Source organism: Pseudoalteromonas sp. S16_S37 (assembly GCF_014694405.1).
Lineage (GTDB): Bacteria > Pseudomonadota > Gammaproteobacteria > Enterobacterales > Alteromonadaceae > Pseudoalteromonas.
In genome coordinates this window covers 14,495-31,445 of record NZ_JAAUWV010000053.1, presented here as the reverse complement: position 1 = coordinate 31,445, position 16,951 = coordinate 14,495, and the positions used below count along the sequence as shown (strand labels likewise).

The following is a 16,951-nucleotide window of genomic DNA, read 5'->3' as shown; positions in this document are numbered from 1 at the left end:
TCTCCATTTTGCAAGGTTTTGAGGGGTGAGAAAACAAACGTTGCAAAATGAGGATAGTAAGATCGTTTAGATCATCAAGAAGATCAATGCATTAAGTGATTTTCAGTGTCGACTATTTACTTAACTTAATACACATTTTGGGCGTTAAACCAAAACACTTCTTAAACTGTCGATGCATATGGCTCTGATCAGAAAAGCCACAATCTAACGCGACCTTTGATAGCACTTGCCCTTGCTCAATCATCCCTCTTGCTTTTTGTAGTCGCTTCAAAGTCAAATAATGATAGGGTGTCGTTCCGTATAGCGCCCGAAAGTCTCTGGTTACTTGCCACTTACTATAATTAGCAATATCGGCTAAGTGTTCGAGGTTAAAGCCATTGTGCTCGCTATTTTTACTATAAAGTTCATCATCTATATATTCTCTAACTAACTTAATAGCTTCATAATTTGCCACAGTGTGTTTAGTGCTATTTGTGGTGGCTCGCTGTAAACATACTGCAAAACTATATAGCAAGTCTTGAAACTCAAGCGTATCTAGAGGACGCGTGAAATCACACAGCATTGCTTTGGCCAAAGAAACAAACTCAGGTAGCTTAGTCACACCAGAGGCTAAAAAAGGTAAGCTAGCACCTTGCAGTATTTCTTGTATTACCAATGGATCAATGTTCATACCTCGGTAAGCAAAAGGTGTCCCTTGGCGCGCTTGACCATCGTGTAATTCGTCTGGGTGCAGTACTATCACCTCTCCAGGCAAAGCCCGAAGCAATGTTCCCCGATAATTGAAATATTGCACACCTGAAGTTGTAATGGCCAAGGCATAGGTTGCGTGTTTGTGAGGCGCATACGCAAAGTCACACAGGTATTCTTCAATGCGACCTGTGCCGTCGTTTGCACGTCTTACCCAACTACTATTTTCTGCCATTCATTCACTCCTAGCGCAATATCGTTCAATTATTGAAGCATCCGCGTTGCTACTATAGCGCAAAATAAAAATTGGAGTGCCATATGAATGCTCAGTACCTTCTAAAACTATTTCAGCTGCTGGCTACTATATGCCTAATGTGGCTTTTAACTGGCTGTCAGGCCAAAGGGATTGTTAACTTACAAAGCGGTAATATACTTGCGTCGCAGCAATGGCAAAACCCAAATGACTCCTTCACGTTACCTTTTGTTTGGCATGACGGACACATTATCATCGCGCTAAAGATGAACAACTCCCAACCCCTGCGGTTTGCCCTAGACTCAGCGGCCTCCGCAACCGTTATATTTGAAACTTCTAGAACGCAAGCTACCCCTTTGAAAATTGAAGGCCAACTCGATCTGAATGGTAAGCAGGTTAATATCGTTAATAACACGCGTGTAGAGCTAGGCAATATCACATTATCTGATCTCACTGTCGTTCATGTGCCGTTATCACAAAACCCATTATTCAGCGATTTTGATAGCGCCTATTTTGATGGTGCAATTGGTTACGACTTGTTTAATCACTACAACATCACAATACACTATGCAGACCAACTCATCGTATTTTCAAAACCGACCACCGACGTACCAATGAATAAAAAAGATTGGCAGCACTACCCTATCGCCTTGCATGGCAGGATCCCGTACCTGAAAGCAAATTTGAGCAATCAAGACAATGAAAGCAACACTTATCAGTTTGCTATAGACACCGGCGCACCAAATTACATTTATTTAAATGAACATCTTGCTCAGGGGTTTAGTTTTCCCAACACAACGTTTCCAAGTCATTTTGAGAACTTTGATGGTGTTCAACAAATTGAAACCGGTCGAATAAAGCAATTTGACTTGTTTGGTGAACGCTTTACGCAAGTCAGTGCACATAACCTACCCAAGCTGGAAGACGAGCAAGGTATAGGTTTGGTTGGCAGCGCGCTCTTAAAAAACTTCGATATACACTTTAATTATCAACAAGGTTTTGTCGCTATTCGCAAAAACAAGTTATTTAATACCCGCTCACTACTCGACCGCAGCGGTTTAGTGCTTGAACCACACACCCAAGGTGGCATAGTGAAACAAATCGCGAGCGACTCTCACGCTACAGAGCTGCGAATAAACGAAGGTAGTATTATCACCCATATTAACAAGCAAGCCCTTACGGCAAATAACTTCGATACATTACGCAACCTGCTGAGCAGTGCCAAGCAATCGATTAATCTTTGTTGGCAAACAGATAAGTTACAACAATGCGGTGATTTAAAGCTCTTTGATCGTATTTAAAATAAAACAGCGCGGGTTAACCGCGCTGTTTGCCAACGGCCTAGATGGCTACTCGTGCTCAGCAAGTAAGGCAATAAGCGCATCTTCATCCAGCACATCAACCCCCAGCTCTTGTGCTTTGGTTAGCTTAGAACCGGCCTTTTCACCCGCAACCAGTGCATGGGTGTTTTTTGAGACACTGCCAGAGACTTTCGCACCCAGTGCTTGTAATCGCGCTTTGGCATCATTGCGATTCAGCTGACTCAAAGTACCAGTCAACACGTAAGTTAAACCAGAAAGTGGTTGCTGCTGCTCTGATTTTTTCTCAATTTGAGGCCAATTTAAGCCCACTTCAAGTAATGCATTCACCACTTCTTGATTATGCGGTTCGGCAAAAAACGCATGTAAGTGCTTAGCAACGATCACACCAACATCGTTCACTTCCTGCAAGGCATCGACGGACGCTGCCATCACATTGTCGAGCGTCATAAAATGATTAGCCAAGTTTTGTGCTGTTGCTTCACCCACTTCACGAATACCCAGTGCATACAAAAACTTAGCAAGTGTGGTTGTTTTCGCTACTTCAAGTGCTTCAACCAGATTTTTTGCTGATTTTGGACCCATACGTTCCAGTGACTCAAAATGACCTTGTTTTAAAATAAAAAGATCGGCGGGAGTGTGCACTAACTCACGATCTACCAACTGCTCAACAATTTTATCGCCAAGGCCGTCAACATCAAGCGCCTTACGTGAGGCGAAATGCTTAATCGCTTGTTTGCGCTGCGCCTGACACACTAACCCTCCTGTGCATCGGGTAACCGCTTCCCCTTCCACGCGTTCCACATGCGATTCACACACAGGGCACAAAGTTGGAAATTCAATCTCTTTGGCATCGTCAGGTCTGCGCTCTAGCACCACTTGTGTTACCTGCGGGATCACATCGCCTGCGCGACGCACAATCACGGTATCACCAATTTTTACACCAAGGCGCTCGATTTCATCGCGGTTGTGCAAAGTGGCATTAGATACCGTTACTCCACCAACAAACACCGGCTCCAAACGCGCCACAGGAGTAATTGCCCCCGTACGACCAACTTGAAACTCAACATCCAATAACTGAGTAATTTCTTCTTGCGCAGGAAACTTAAACGCGATTGCCCAGCGTGGTGCTCTAGCAACAAAGCCAAGCTGTTCTTGATATGCTTTGCTGTTAACTTTGATCACTACGCCATCAATTTCATACGCTAGTTCTGAACGACGTTCTAAAATATCGTTATAGTAAGCAAGCACACTTTGCGTTCCTGTCACTAAACGTGTTTCAGGGCACATAGGGAAGCCCCATTCGATAAGTTTTTTGAGCTGGGCAAAATGCTCATCAGGTAACGCAACGCCCTGCACTATACCAAGCGAATAGGCGTAAAACATCAATGGACGCTTTGCTGTGATTTTTGAATCGAGTTGACGCAAGCTCCCCGCCGCCGCGTTACGTGGGTTTGCAAATGTTTTCTCGCCTTTGGCAGCGGCAGTTTCATTCAAACGCGCAAATCCAGCGCTGTCCATAAATACTTCACCGCGCACTTCTAGTTCTTGCGGAATATCATCGCCACGCAAGCGCAAAGGTACATTACGAATGGTTTTTACATTCTCGGTAATGTTTTCACCGACCTGGCCATCACCACGAGTAGCTGCTTGCACTAACACACCATCGCGATACAAAATCGACACAGCTAAACCATCTAACTTTGGCTCACAGCAAAACTCCAACTCTTCAGAGGTTATTAAACGCTCTTTAATACGACGGTTAAAGGCCGAAAACTCTACTTCATCAAATGCATTATCAAGCGACAGCATAGGCACTTGGTGCTGAACTTGTTCAAACTTACCTAATGCTTGTCCACCCACTTTTTGCGATGGAGAGTCAGGGGTCAAAAACTCGGGATGCTGTGACTCAAGCGCTATCAGCTCACGCATTAAACGGTCATACTCTGCATCAGGAATGCTTGGGTTATCTAACACATAATATTGATAGTTATATTCTTCTAGCTGCGCTCTTAACCCTAAGATCTGCTCGTTAATTTGCTCTGACATTAAAACCTCTAAAACACAAAAGCCATGAACTTTGATTTAAAGTTCATGGCTTAAAATTAATACTAAGCTAGCCTCAACGCCGCTTAGGCATATTCTCTCACTTTTTCAACATACGCACGTACCGTGTTCACGCTCAGTGGTTCACGCTGGCTATCAAGTACTGTGGCACCAAACTCATCCGCCAATTTTTTCGCGGCACCATGTAACATGTTAAACGCCGCTAAGCCATCATCACCTTCGCAAGGTAAAGTCATAAATAAACTCACACCGGCAGTGCTGAATTGTTCCATATTATCAATATCGAACGTGCCCGGATTAAACATGTTGACCAGCCTAAACAACACCGGTCCATTGCCTGAAGGCTCAACATGGCGATTAAAGAAGCCTTCTTCAGAATATTTAAAGCCAAGACTTAACACCGATGGCAACAAGCGAGAACCCGCCATTGTCAGCCCTTCTGGCATCTCAATATGTAAAATGATGAAATCTTGTGGCTGCTGAGCTTGCTCCGATTCACTATCCTGAGCATGCTCTGTTTCACCATCGTGCGTATGTGACTGAACATCACTATCACCGTTATCAGATTTATCAACAGCACGCTGCTCAAGCTCATCATCAGTAGCGGCAAAACTCAATTCACCAATATCTGGCTCATCATCACGCAGGGCATTTGTCGTTTGGTGCTCATCATTAGACTCTGATTTACCACTTGATTGTACTTTGGCATCATCACTGCCTTTTTTACGTACTGACCAAAGTCCATGGATCAGCAATCCACCAATCACTATTGCGCTGATCACGATTAACGCCCATCTTAATTCTGTGGCCATCAACTCACCTTTTTTATTATTACGCTTGTGCCATCTGCACTGCTTGTTCAATATCAACGGCAACCATTCGAGAAACACCCGGTTCCGCCATGGTTACCCCCGTCAGCCTACCAGCCATTTCCATCGCTATTTTATTGTGGCTGATATAAATAAACTGCACCGTTTGCGACATTTCTTCAACTAAACGACAGAATCGTCCAACATTGGCATCATCAAGTGGCGCATCAACTTCATCGAGCATACAAAATGGTGCTGGATTGAGTCTAAATATAGAAAACACCAATGATAATGCGGTCAGCGCTTTTTCTCCACCACTTAACAGATGAATTGTCGAGTTTTTCTTTCCTGGTGGTCTTGCCATGATAGAAACACCGCTTTCTAGTAAGTCATCACTGGTCAATTCTAAGTAGGCACTGCCGCCACCGAATACTTTTGGAAAAAGCTCTGCTAAATCTTCATTAACTTGATCAAAAGTAGTTTTAAAACGTGTTTTAGTCTCTCGGTCAATCTTTCTAATGGCCCCTTCAAGCGTGTCTAGCGCAGCGGTTAAATCGTTTAACTGCGCATCTAGATATTCTTTACGCGCTTTGGCTTGCTCAAATTCGTCAATCGCGGCTAAGTTAACCGCCCCTAAGTTTGATAAACTTTGACTCACCGTATTTAGCCGCCCCTGATGTGCACTTTGTGTCGCATCTTCGCTTAACTGTGCTAAAACCTCTTTTAAGCTTTGCTGCAGTTCTTGTAAAGGCTCAAGTGCAGCTTGTGCTTTGATCATCAACCCCTGCTCATCAAGTTTAAGCTGCTGTAATTTATCATTAACTATCTGAACTTCAGATTGCGCAGATTTCAAACTTGCCTGTTTTTCTTGTAATTGTGCTTTAGCATCAAGATGCTGTTGCTTGAGCTCAGCCAATAGCGCTTGCTGCTGGTCATGCTTTTCCAATAATGATGCGATTTTTTCGTCTAATTCGCCAAGAGGCTCTTGTAAAAATTCCTGCTCTTCTAGCAACTCTTGTAATTGTTCTTGCGCCTGCATTTGGCTTTGCTGCAAATGCTGCGCCTTAGACTGACTAAGCTGCCAATCACTCGTGGCTTTTTGCTGTTGTAACTTGGCATCATGTAAAAGTTGTTGCGCTTTTTGCTTACTACTCAGTGCAGCTTGTTGAGCCTGCTTAGCATTTGCAAACTCTGCATCAAAGTTAGCGCTATCTTGTTGCAACTTGCTCAATTGCAGCTCGCAATCGTCAAGCACTTGCTGGCATTGTGTCACTTTTTTGGCCTGTTGTGCCTGTTGTTGCTGTGAAATATCCAACTGCTCAGACAAGCTTTGCTGCTTTTGCTGCCACAAGCTCACCTGTTCTTTGAGCATATCTATACGAGTTTGCGTACTCGCCATTTCCTGCGCCAGTTGGTGCACTTGTGCTTTGTTGTCCTGTAGCTGTGTATTACAGCCGTTATGCTCACGCTCAATACCTTCAAGCTGCGCACTCAAATCTGCTTGTTGTTGTTCAAGCTTAGGCAACTGCTGCTCGAGTTCCCTAAGTTGAGCATGTTGCAACAACACACTATTGTTATTTTGTTGCTCACTATCACAGCTTGCCTGCCAGTTCTCTCCGTATAGACAGCCATCTTTATCAATCGCAAGTAACCACTTTCCATCAGCATTGTATTGCTGCTCACTGGCTAATAATTGAATATGGTTGAGCAGTGTGGGGTAACAGCCTGATTCAATTAAGCTTGCCACCGAGTCGGGATTAGCTGTGCTGTGTGTCGGCCAAACCGCATCACTATCAGGGCCGCTGGTTTGTTTTAAGTGGGTTAACCCTAGTAAGGCTCGCTCTACAAGCGACTCACATCCAGTTTTCACACGTAAAGAAGATAAATAACTTTGCTCTGAAGTACCTTCTTTTGTATCCAGCACCTGCTTGAGCGCGTTTATATTCGCTTGGCAGTTTGCAAACTGGGACTGACTATGTTGAACGTTTTTTTGCAAAGCTGCTTTTTGCTCGCTTAGCGCTGCTAATCGTTCATTGAGCGCTTGAGCTTGAGATTGCAAACGCGCCATGTCTTGCGCTTTTTCGCTATATACATTGCGTTGCTGTGTCAGTTCATAATCAAGGTTTTGGGTCTTTAATTGGCTTAATTGCTCATTGATTGCTTGGTACTTTTCTTGCTCATGACTGTGCGCCTGCACCGCTGCAAAGAGGCTTTGCTGAGCCAAGTGTAGCGCTTGTTGCGCTTCATGTTTCAGCTCTTGTATGCCCTGCAGCTGAGTTTCAAGGTTTGCGTAGTCATCTAGTAAGCCCTGATAGTGCGCTTCACATTCTTGATATTGCTCTTGATAGATAAGTTCATCTTCAACGCATTGCTGCAATATATCATGAAGCTCACTAACATGGGCTTGTTGCTCCACCAGCAAACGCCCAGCTTCAATATGGGCTTGCTTTTGTTTATCCAGGTTTTGCTGCAAACTGCGTTGTTTATCTAGCAAATGTAGTTTTTGCTGCTCGGTACGGGTTAGCTCTGTGTGAATTTGATGAATACTATTTTGCTGTTCATTGATCCCGTCATTGAAGTAATTAACTTGGTTTTCTAGTGAGGCCAGCACGTCATCATGACCGCCATGCGCGGTATTTAAAAAATCTAACTGCTGTTGTAATTGACTTATTTGCTCAGACTTTTCTAATTGCTTTTGGTGTAAGGCTTGCCACTTCAGCACCGCAAGTTCGCCCTTTAGCGTACGCTCTTGGGCTTTGAGTTCTCGGTATGATTTAGCATCTTGTGCTTGCAGCGCTAATTTATCTAACTGATTTTGCAGCTCTTGTCGCACATCGAGCAAGCGTTCTAAATTTTCTCGGGTACTTTTGATGCGTGTTTGTGTTTCTCTGCGTCGTTCTTTGTATTTTGATACACCCGCCGCCTCTTCTAAAAACACTCTCAGCTCTTGCGGCTTACTTTCAATTAAGCGGGAGATCATCCCTTGCTCTATGATGGCGTAGCTACGCGGACCAAGTCCCGTTCCCAAGAAAATATCGGTAATATCTCGTTTTCGGCATTTACTGCCATTCAGAAAGTACAAAGACTGACCATCACGGGTCACTAGACGTTTAATTGCCACTTGGTTTCTATCTGCAAGCGTTCCTGGCAAACGCCCAGCGGCATTATCAAAAACCAGTTCTACAGATGCTTGGGAAATCGCTTTGCGATTGGTTGAGCCATTAAAAATAACATCTGTCATGGCATCGCCACGCAAGTTCTTAGCAGAACTTTCACCCAGCACCCAGCGTACGGCATCAATCACATTAGATTTACCGCAGCCATTAGGACCTACCACACAGGTCATTGGGTCTGGAAATGGGATTTTGGTGGGCTCAACAAATGATTTGAACCCTGCCAATTTGATACTGCTTAAACGCATATTGTTATTTTTATTCGCTACTTACATAGAAAGATAGCAAAGCAAGCAGCAAAAATTAACTACCGCGCTTAATGTTATCCAAAATAATTCCCGTCGCCATCGCCACATTGAGCGATTCAGCGCCACCAAATGCAGGTATGGTGATTGGTGTATTAACGTATTGTCCCGCTTGTTCACGGATACCATGGGATTCACTGCCCATCACGAGTACACCTTTTTTTGCAAATTCAGTGCTATGTACACTTTGCCCATCAAGGTAAGCGCCATAAATAGCGCCATCATATTGCGCTAAAAATGCAGCAAGGTCAGTACGTACTACGTTAACACGCACAAAAGACCCCATCGTAGCACTGATCACTTTTGGATTGAGGTGATCGGCACAATCTTCACTGACCACTATCTGCTTAAAACCATACCAATCGGCAACACGAATAATGGTGCCTAAATTACCTGGGTCTGACACCCCATCAAGAGCCAAAATCATCGCCGAGTCATCAATTGGCTGAGATTCTGGTGACTGAACAATGGCAATCGCAGCATTGTTACTGGTTAGGGTGCTAGCTTTCGTTAAGCTCTCTACATCGGTTTCGACATAGTCGATATTTTGCAACAAAGATTGATGCTCAGTAATAAACTGTGGACTCGCAAATAGCTGTTGTATATGGATATTTGCCGCTATTAGCTCCTGAACATTTTTTTGCCCTTGCACCAAATACAGACCATGTTGTTTGCGATATTTTTTTTGCGCTAAAGCGCGTAAAAGCTTTAGTTGGTTTTTAGAGATCATAGCTACCCCAGTTGAAGAATCATGAATTATACCTGAGGCAGCACAGAATGCGAAAGGATCAAGCCGATGTTTACTCGTCGTCCATAAACTAAGGTTTGCAACTTTAAGTCGCTGGCGTTCAACTATAAAATAATAAAAAGGGATCTATAGCAGATCCCTTTGTTTAAATTTATAGCGATTATCTAAAAGTAACAGTTACTTCTTCAGAACAGATATTTTCACCTACGCAGATTTTATATACGTATTGCTGTTGCGTTGCTTGACGAATAAAGTCACGGTAAGTACCTGTATTTTCGGATGTTGCAATCTTAGCGCCATCACGGTATACATCGATGCTATCCGCAGTTGCACCTTGGTAAGCAAGTTCGATACGTGCATAATCTAAACGTGTCTTATTAGCGCGTTTAACTTTAAGCTCTAGCACTTGGTCAATCACAGTCACTGCTTGTGTTGTGGTGTTAGCCAGACCCGTTTCATCCGTTACAGTTAAGCTAACCGTATATGTACCTGCTGCTGCAAAAGTATGACTTGGGTTTTGCTCTGTTGACGTGCTACCGTCACCGAAATCCCATGCCCAGCTAACGATGTCGTTGTTTGCATCTGTACTTGTGTCTGTAAAAGTTGCATTTAGCATATCAGCTGCATAGCTAAAACCTGCTACTGGCTCCGAAGGAGACACATCACCTAAGCCTGTAAGTGTGAGTGACCACTGGTTTAACGTACCTGTGTCTTGAGCGTAGGTATCTTCTACTCTCAATGTCCAGTCACCCGTTGCTACTTCACCGTTAAACGCATCAGACTCAAATGAGCCTTTGATATCGTCTGCACTACCGCCAGCTTTATTATGCAACGTTGCTGTAGTCCCTGCAGGTGAAGTCAAGGTTACGATTAAGTCGCCAATGTAAGTGTGTGTGATATCTAAGAATGTACTCGAATCAAAAATAGTAATTTGATCTGGCACCGTAATAACAGAAGTGATACCTGCAGGGTCGTTATCAGGAATATCAGCGCTTGTATCATTGCTGTAAGTAAAGTCGTTTAAGCCTTGAGGGTTTACGTACAATGATACTTGCTTGCTCTGTACAAGCTCGCCACTGGTTGCTGTTACATTAAATGTATAGCTGCCCCATTGTGTTTCACCCGTTGTTGGTACTGACAATGAGAAGCTTTGACCTGGTTGTACAACGTCTGAAGAAAGCACCGCGCCTGGCAATTGGCTCTCTACAGTTAACGCCACTTCACCTGTCCAATCAGCAACTGATAGCACATCAAAGTTATACGTTGCAGTGTCACCAGCTACGATTTCTTGTGATGCTGGTACTACTGATAATCTAAAGCCAGGTTCAGGATCAGCGAACTGAAGTGCATTGGCAGCATTTAAGCGCTTGCCAGATACAACCTTACCGTTTAGCGCAGCGTTATCGTCCCCAGAGTCCATTAATACTGCTTTTAACTCTTGCGTTGTCAGTGTTGGGTTAACTGATAATGCAAGTGCCGCAACACCAGCAACATGTGGTGTTGCCATTGATGTACCTGAGAAAGAGCTATAACCACCACCTGGAACTGTTGATAAAATCGCAGAACCAGGAGCTCCTAAGTCAACGCTTGTTAAGCCCCATTGAGAAAAGCCTGACATTTCGTCTGTATGTGTCGTACTTGCAACTGCTAAAATTGAGTCATGCTCATAGCTTGATGGGTAGTGAGGATTAACATCATTATCAACAGCACTGTTACCAGCCGCCGCAACAAATAGGATACCCGCTTCTTCTGACGCAGTAAGCGCATCAGCCATTGCTTGGTTGAAGCCTCCGCCACCCCAGCTGTTATTTGATACACGAACATCAACACCAGCTTCACGTAAACCAACTAGGTAATCGATACATTTAATTGCATCTGATGTTGAACCGCTACCTGAAGAGTCTAAGAACTTACAACCGACAATAGATACTTCGTGGTTAACGCCCACCACACCCGTTGCGTCATTACCTACCGCACCAATAGTACCAGATACGTGTGTACCGTGGCCTTGGTCGTCCATAGGGTCGCCCACATTAGTAATCGCATTGATACCATGAATATCATCAATATAGCCGTTGCCATCATTATCGATGCCATCACCTGGGATTTCGTTCGGGTTAGTCCAGATGTTTGCTGCTAAGTCTGGGTGAGTATGATCCACACCAGTGTCAATAACACCTACAACAACATCACGGCTACCAATAGAGATGTCCCATGCTTCAGGTGCATCTATATCCGCATCGGCAACACCACCTGTTTGACCAGTATTATGTAAACCCCAAAGTTCACCAAATCGAGGATCATCTGGCATACCTAGCACGCTTACTTTGTAATCTGGCTCGGCATATTCTACTGCTGGATGGTTATTCAGTGCTTGAAGTGCACTCTTTGTGTCTTTTTTATCTAGCTTAAATTTAGCCAAACGACCTTTTAAAACATGACGATATGCATCATCTATTTCATCTTGGTTAAGGTCACTAATTTTGGCTGCAACCAGTTTTCTAGCAGAAATACGCTGCTCTTTTGTTGCATCTTTTTTATATACAACAATCAATGCATCGTCAGCAGCGCTGATAGTTTGTTTATCAATATGAATAGCAGCCTGTGAAAGGCAAGGGATTAATGCGAGCGTTAAAGCAGATAATTTTAAATTCATTGTTGGGATCCATAAAGTTTGTTTATTTGTTATATGCCAATGACATATAACTTAAAATCACAAGTAGCCTCAGCAATTGAGCCTACCCACTTTTGAGTTCCCGCCTATGTAAATTGAGTATAAAAGCAATCTTGTTAGTACCTTACATGCACAATAGTAAAGCACCGAAAACATAAAACTAAGCAACCCAATTAGAAAACACTAAATCGGCACATGGTGCAAGCCAATCTCAGCAAAACCACAAAAACAGACTAAAAACACAAAATCAAACATTAAATTAACAATAATGTATGAGTGTTTGAATGTCATCCGCAACAGGAGAATCAACCTTTTTAACTGGAAAATTGCGTTATATATAAAAACAAATGGTTATAACATTGATTTTAAATATTATTTTTTTCATAAAAATTTCGTATTCCTTCTTTAGGTACTCTTGTCTAATGTGGGGTACAAGGTCTTCAGTGCAGTAAAAGTGAAACAATATGCTAACAAAAGTAAAGACTCTCCTAGTTCCATCACTTAATGTAAGTTTGTACAAGCGCGTGATGTTACCTGTGTCTTTATTAATTAGCAGCTTTACTTATGCAAGCTCTTTAGATCTACAAGAGTCCCCCTTGTCTTTGAGTATAAATCCCTCGTTGTCAGTACACGCACAATTGCTCACAACGATAAAGCAAAACGGAACATTTAATAAAGCAACGATAACGCAAATAGGTGACGAGTTAAATTTGGTGTCACTGGTGCAATTGGGCTCGAACAACCTAGCCGAAATTACACAAGCCGGCGCTAATAACAGCGTTAACTTAATTCAATATGGCGATAACAACTATACGTCCATAGTGCAACAAGGTGACGCCAATATCGTCAATCTAACGCAACTTGGTGAACAAACGTTGCTGATCCACCAACTTGGTAATGAGATGGTGCTCAACGTCAGCGTTAATAAATAATAATGATACACAAGGAAAATATCATGCTTAAAAAATCACTCATCTCCTGTGCCATAGTTATGGCATTGGGTTATGGTAATGCTGCTCTGGCGGCTCAGCCACAGAGTAAAAATACGCAAGACACTATCCAAAGCGACTTTATGGCTGGCGCTCAACAAAACCGTGTTGAAATCAACCAGAACTCTTCTGAGAGTGTTGAAGGTAACGAAATAAACTTACTACAAAGCGGCGAAACTAACGGTGCCAAGGCAACCGTCACAGGAGGCTCTAACCACATCACCTCCGAGCAAAAAGGTGACAGCAATCTACAGCTTGCAACGATAACTGGCGACAGTAACCATATCACTCATTACCAAAGCGGTAATAAAGCAAAGTCAAACGTTGAACTTACTGGTGATGCCAATATGGTTTCTTTCAACCAAAGTGGCGACACGGGCCGAGGTGGTATTACAAACCAAATCAGACTCAAAGCACAAGGCGATGACAATACCGTTAATGTTACGCAAGGCGGTGGCGGTCACTGGACTTTTATTGATGACTTACAAGGTCACAACAATGAAGTCACTATTGAGCAACAGGGTGAGTGGAATGAAATTCGACTCAAGGAGATTATTGGCGAAGACAATGAATTCGAGATAGAGCAAGAGGGCTATTGGAACGTTGTTACCGTCAATGAGTTAACAGGCAACGATAACGATCTTGAAGTAAATCAACAAGGCGATCGTAACAACTTTCAAGTTGATTTGCTAAATGGCGATGATAACAACTTAAGTACAGAACAATATGGCAACAACAACTCAATTGATTTTGCAATTGTTGAAGGCGAAGAGAACAACCTAATTGTTCAACAAAGAGGCGAGCAAAACAGCTTCTCTAGTGGAATGATTGTTGGTGCCGATAATAAATTAAACGCTCAACAATCTGGTAATGAGAACGCGCTTGAAGTAGAAATGATTGGTAGTGACAACAATTTTACTGCTTTGCAAACAGGCCTTGAGAACAAATCTTACATGGGCGCTGTTGGTGATAATAATAAATTCACTAACATCCAATTAGGTAATAACAACGACAGTCATATCGCTAACTTCAATGGCTCAGATAATACCTTTACTGTTAACCAAGTTGGTAATGACAACAAAGCGCTAGTTCAAACGTCATATCCTAATGTATCTCTAGATACGACAGGCAATACCATTAAGCTAGACCAACTGCAAAACGAAAACGACGCATCCGTGACATTAAGCAGTGAAGTAGCGAGTGTTAATAACACCATTGACTTGGTACAAGACGGTGCCTTAAATGCCATCGACCTAATGCTTGAAGGCTCTAACAACACAGTTGATATCGCTCAGACCGGTGATATGAACATGGTTGTAGGCATCGACCAAGGCGCATTCGTTATCGCAGGAAACGATTTAAGCTTTAACGTCGTTCAAAACGGTACAGGTAACTTAGTTGAAGGCGGTATGTCGCAACTCAACGGCGATGTATCAGTCACACAAGTAGGTGACTACAACACCACCACAATTGTACAACAATAATTGCCTCATTAAATAACCGATAAGTGGTGCCTACTGGCACCCTTATCAATTGCACTGCAGTTAAAGTGATATAAGCCAATGAACTCTCTTTCTAAAATCTTCATTTTTTGCTCTTTTATATCAATCAGCATGTGTAGCAGAGCAGACGAAATCAGTGGATTTTTACTCGATCAAAGTATTAGCCGCTCAGGACATGAGTTTTATCGTCAATTAAGTACCCTTTGGCTGGATATTCCCTCAACGGCAGGTGCAACAGTAACCATAAAAGAAACACTAATACCAAAAGCTGGAACAATTTTAACCGTAGAGTTAAACAATCAAGCAGTGTACAAAACTTATTTGGGCCGCAGACTAAAACCAGTAGACGACCAAGTAGAAGAAGCCGCACTGACCTTAATTAAAGTGCTTGCGAGTAATAACTTCAGCAAGTTTAGTGATGACTTATCAAGCAGTGGTCTTTAACTATGAAAAAATATCTTTTCCTTTTGCTCACGCTCAGCCAAACAGGCCAAGCAAGCGAACTCGTTTACACCCCTATCAATCCAAGCTTTGGTGGCAATCCATTAAACGCCAGTATGCTAATGAATAAAGCTCAGGCGCAAAATAAGCATAAAGCCCATGTAGAACCCAAAAGCTATGCAGAAAAAATGCAGGAGTCTTTAGAGCGAGCATACATCAATAGAATCGTGCGTGAAGTAACGGACCTTGCATTTGGTGAAAGCTCCGATGAAAACGTATTTGGCCAAGACTCTGTGTTTGTCAGCGGAGATCATCAAATAAGAATGCTAACCAGTAATGCTGACAGTATCACCATAGAAATTACCAACCTCGTATCAGGGGAAGTGACCACAATAGAAATTCCGAGGTTTGGCAATGCTGTTCCGTAAATACCATTTTATTAGTTTATTTATCATAGCTCTAAGTGGGTGCAGCCATATTTCTAGCACACTTCCTCCAGATATTACTGAAGCGCAAACATTAGAGCATACGCAGTCCTATAAAGACCTTAAATCACTACCAAAACCCATGGGCAGTATTCCTGTATCTGTGTACTCTTTTAGAGATCAAACAGGCCAATATAAGCCAATTGCCAACGTAAGTTCATTTTCGACTGCGGTAACACAAGGTGCCTCAGCGATACTTGTACAAGCATTAAGCGAAACAGACTGGTTTGTACCCGTTGAACGTGAAGGCTTGCAGAACATTCTAACTGAAAGAAAAATAATTCGTGCAGCCCTTGATAATAATGATAACGAAAGCAACGCATTACCCCCGTTGAAAACAGCTAAAATCATTCTTGAAGGCGGCATTATAAGCTATGACTCAAACACAAAAACGGGCGGGTTAGGAGCCGAGTATTTTGGCATCGGTGTTTCGGAATTATACCGAGAAGATGTCATTTCGATATATATGCGTGCGGTCGATGTGCGAACTGGGGTTGTGTTAACATCGGTTGCGACAACTAAAACAGTGCTAAGCTTTGAAATGCGTGCAGGGTTCTTTCGCTATGTAAGTTACAAGCGTCTTGCAGAAGCTGAAGGAGGCTACACCAACAATGAACCTATGCATATTTGCGTAAAACAGGCGATTGAAAAAGCACTGGTAGACCTCATCAATAGCGGTATTGATAAAGGCTTATGGTCGGCAATGCCAGTTACTCCGAATAAGAACGAGTCAACGCATCAGGAAAAAACTGCCTCGCCCAGTTAAGTAGCTCAATACGATTTCTTGACTTGGTTTTACGAAATGCACTGTATAGATGCGTTTTAACTGTATGGTCGCTAATATGAAGCTTATTGGCGATCTCTTTATTTTGAGCCCCTTCTGCGATGAGTTTAACTATCGTTTTTTCCCTTTTCGTTAAGTTAAAGGCCCCATCTTCTAGCTTAGGTGCTGGTGTTGGATTGCTAAAAATAGCATGCTCAACCAACAGCTCAGAAAAGGTGCTGCTAATGATACTACGTCTAAACCACAGCTCTCCGTCTTTTACTGCTTTAATGCCTTTCAATTTTACATCTGGCTCGTCTTTGGCGTAAATAACGCCCTTAACGCCCGCCAACAAAGCACGACGCTCATCCACTTGCCCTTCCGACGCATTGAATAATATCAATGACTTTCTTTTGGCCAGTACAGCCATATCAAAAGAGTATACTTCTTCGCAAGTAAACCCCGTTAAATCAACAAATACCAGTTGCTCTATAGGGAGCTCTAAAAGCGCTTTATCACACTCAAGCACCTGAGAAGATATATTTAATAACTTGAGTAAACTTCGAATACTCTCAAGGTTTTCATCCGTTCTGCATACAGCAGTTCGGGTTACTATTGTCGCTTTACAATTCACTTTGCCCATATTAATTCCTACTATACCGAGCGGCACCTTCATTTGTGCCTGTCTTGTTCCCATGAACCTTCAAGCTACACAAAATCTGCTTATATGTAAATA

General features: G+C 42.8%; 13 protein-coding genes. 6 read left to right on the top strand and 7 right to left on the bottom strand.

Translation table 11 applies throughout. The annotated features are described in order from the left end of the window. Positions 1 to 112: 112 nt before the first annotated feature. Positions 113 to 922, bottom strand: coding sequence for an AraC family transcriptional regulator (locus HC733_RS18005; protein WP_190366393.1), 810 nt, complete (start codon positions 920 to 922; stop codon positions 113 to 115). 83 nt (positions 923 to 1,005) lie between these two features. Here HC733_RS18005 and HC733_RS18000 point away from each other — a divergent pair, with 83 nt between their 5' ends. Then, the gene (locus HC733_RS18000) at positions 1,006 to 2,241 is read left to right on the top strand and encodes a hypothetical protein (RefSeq protein WP_190366392.1); all 1,236 of its coding nucleotides are present in this window, start codon (positions 1,006 to 1,008) and stop codon (positions 2,239 to 2,241) included. Positions 2,242 to 2,289: 48 nt separating this feature from the next. Here HC733_RS18000 and ligA read toward each other — a convergent pair whose 3' ends face one another. The 5 genes from ligA to HC733_RS17975 all read right to left on the bottom strand — a co-directional run bounded on the left by ligA (position 2,290) and on the right by HC733_RS17975 (position 12,017). Next, positions 2,290 to 4,308, bottom strand: coding sequence for an NAD-dependent DNA ligase LigA (ligA, locus tag HC733_RS17995; RefSeq protein WP_190366391.1), 2,019 nt, complete (start codon positions 4,306 to 4,308; stop codon positions 2,290 to 2,292). 83 nt (positions 4,309 to 4,391) lie between these two features. Next, on the bottom strand, positions 4,392 to 5,138 hold the full coding sequence (zipA, locus tag HC733_RS17990; RefSeq protein WP_190366390.1) for a cell division protein ZipA: 747 nt from the start codon (positions 5,136 to 5,138) through the stop codon (positions 4,392 to 4,394). 19 nt (positions 5,139 to 5,157) lie between these two features. Then, positions 5,158 to 8,556 carry a chromosome segregation SMC family protein gene (locus tag HC733_RS17985; RefSeq protein WP_190366389.1) on the bottom strand — a complete coding sequence of 1,133 codons (3,399 nt, stop codon included), beginning with the start codon at positions 8,554 to 8,556 and terminating at the stop codon, positions 5,158 to 5,160. Positions 8,557 to 8,611: 55 nt separating this feature from the next. Next, positions 8,612 to 9,343, bottom strand: coding sequence for a TrmH family RNA methyltransferase (locus tag HC733_RS17980; RefSeq protein ID WP_190366388.1), 732 nt, complete (start codon positions 9,341 to 9,343; stop codon positions 8,612 to 8,614). Positions 9,344 to 9,521: 178 nt separating this feature from the next. Further along, positions 9,522 to 12,017, bottom strand: coding sequence for a S8 family serine peptidase (locus tag HC733_RS17975; protein ID WP_190366387.1), 2,496 nt, complete (start codon positions 12,015 to 12,017; stop codon positions 9,522 to 9,524). A 482-nt stretch (positions 12,018 to 12,499) separates the two neighbouring features. Between HC733_RS17975 and HC733_RS17970 the strand changes: the two genes are divergently transcribed. The 5 genes from HC733_RS17970 (at position 12,500) to HC733_RS17950 (ending at position 16,218) form a co-directional block, all read left to right on the top strand. After that, positions 12,500 to 12,967 (top strand): curlin subunit CsgB, encoded by a 468-nt coding sequence (locus tag HC733_RS17970; protein ID WP_190366386.1) that lies wholly within the window; start codon positions 12,500 to 12,502, stop codon positions 12,965 to 12,967. 23 nt (positions 12,968 to 12,990) lie between these two features. Further along, a complete protein-coding gene (locus HC733_RS17965; protein WP_190366385.1) occupies positions 12,991 to 14,508 on the top strand; it encodes a curlin in 1,518 nt (505 codons plus the stop codon). Positions 14,509 to 14,637: 129 nt separating this feature from the next. Beyond that, positions 14,638 to 14,970, top strand: a complete 333-nt coding sequence (locus tag HC733_RS17960) for a curli production assembly/transport protein CsgE (RefSeq protein WP_238937608.1) — start codon at positions 14,638 to 14,640, stop codon at positions 14,968 to 14,970. 2 nt (positions 14,971 to 14,972) lie between these two features. Continuing rightward, positions 14,973 to 15,395 (top strand): curli assembly protein CsgF, encoded by a 423-nt coding sequence (locus tag HC733_RS17955; protein WP_190366383.1) that lies wholly within the window; start codon positions 14,973 to 14,975, stop codon positions 15,393 to 15,395. Beyond that, positions 15,382 to 16,218, top strand: coding sequence for a CsgG/HfaB family protein (locus tag HC733_RS17950; protein WP_190366382.1), 837 nt, complete (start codon positions 15,382 to 15,384; stop codon positions 16,216 to 16,218). Before HC733_RS17955 ends, HC733_RS17950 begins: the two co-directional genes overlap by 14 nt. Here the strand turns inward: HC733_RS17950 and HC733_RS17945 are convergent. Continuing rightward, entirely contained in the window at positions 16,163 to 16,858 is a 696-nt protein-coding gene (locus HC733_RS17945) for a helix-turn-helix transcriptional regulator (RefSeq protein WP_190366381.1), read from the bottom strand. The two genes, HC733_RS17950 and HC733_RS17945, sit on opposite strands and share 56 nt — an antisense overlap. Between the last annotated feature and the right edge of the window lie 93 nt (positions 16,859 to 16,951).

Bases quoted from the DNA above. Each gene is read 5' to 3' on its own strand.
- HC733_RS18005 (WP_190366393.1), bottom strand. From the start codon at position 922: ATGGCAGAAAATAGTAGTTGGGTAAGACGTGCAAACGACGGCACAGGT.
- HC733_RS18000 (WP_190366392.1), top strand. From the start codon at position 1,006: ATGAATGCTCAGTACCTTCTAAAACTATTTCAGCTGCTGGCTACTATA.
- ligA (WP_190366391.1), bottom strand. From the start codon at position 4,308: ATGTCAGAGCAAATTAACGAGCAGATCTTAGGGTTAAGAGCGCAGCTA.
- zipA (WP_190366390.1), bottom strand. From the start codon at position 5,138: ATGGCCACAGAATTAAGATGGGCGTTAATCGTGATCAGCGCAATAGTG.
- HC733_RS17985 (WP_190366389.1), bottom strand. From the start codon at position 8,556: ATGCGTTTAAGCAGTATCAAATTGGCAGGGTTCAAATCATTTGTTGAG.
- HC733_RS17980 (WP_190366388.1), bottom strand. From the start codon at position 9,343: ATGATCTCTAAAAACCAACTAAAGCTTTTACGCGCTTTAGCGCAAAAA.
- HC733_RS17975 (WP_190366387.1), bottom strand. From the start codon at position 12,017: ATGAATTTAAAATTATCTGCTTTAACGCTCGCATTAATCCCTTGCCTT.
- HC733_RS17970 (WP_190366386.1), top strand. From the start codon at position 12,500: ATGCTAACAAAAGTAAAGACTCTCCTAGTTCCATCACTTAATGTAAGT.
- HC733_RS17965 (WP_190366385.1), top strand. From the start codon at position 12,991: ATGCTTAAAAAATCACTCATCTCCTGTGCCATAGTTATGGCATTGGGT.
- HC733_RS17960 (WP_238937608.1), top strand. From the start codon at position 14,638: ATGTGTAGCAGAGCAGACGAAATCAGTGGATTTTTACTCGATCAAAGT.
- HC733_RS17955 (WP_190366383.1), top strand. From the start codon at position 14,973: ATGAAAAAATATCTTTTCCTTTTGCTCACGCTCAGCCAAACAGGCCAA.
- HC733_RS17950 (WP_190366382.1), top strand. From the start codon at position 15,382: ATGCTGTTCCGTAAATACCATTTTATTAGTTTATTTATCATAGCTCTA.
- HC733_RS17945 (WP_190366381.1), bottom strand. From the start codon at position 16,858: ATGGGCAAAGTGAATTGTAAAGCGACAATAGTAACCCGAACTGCTGTA.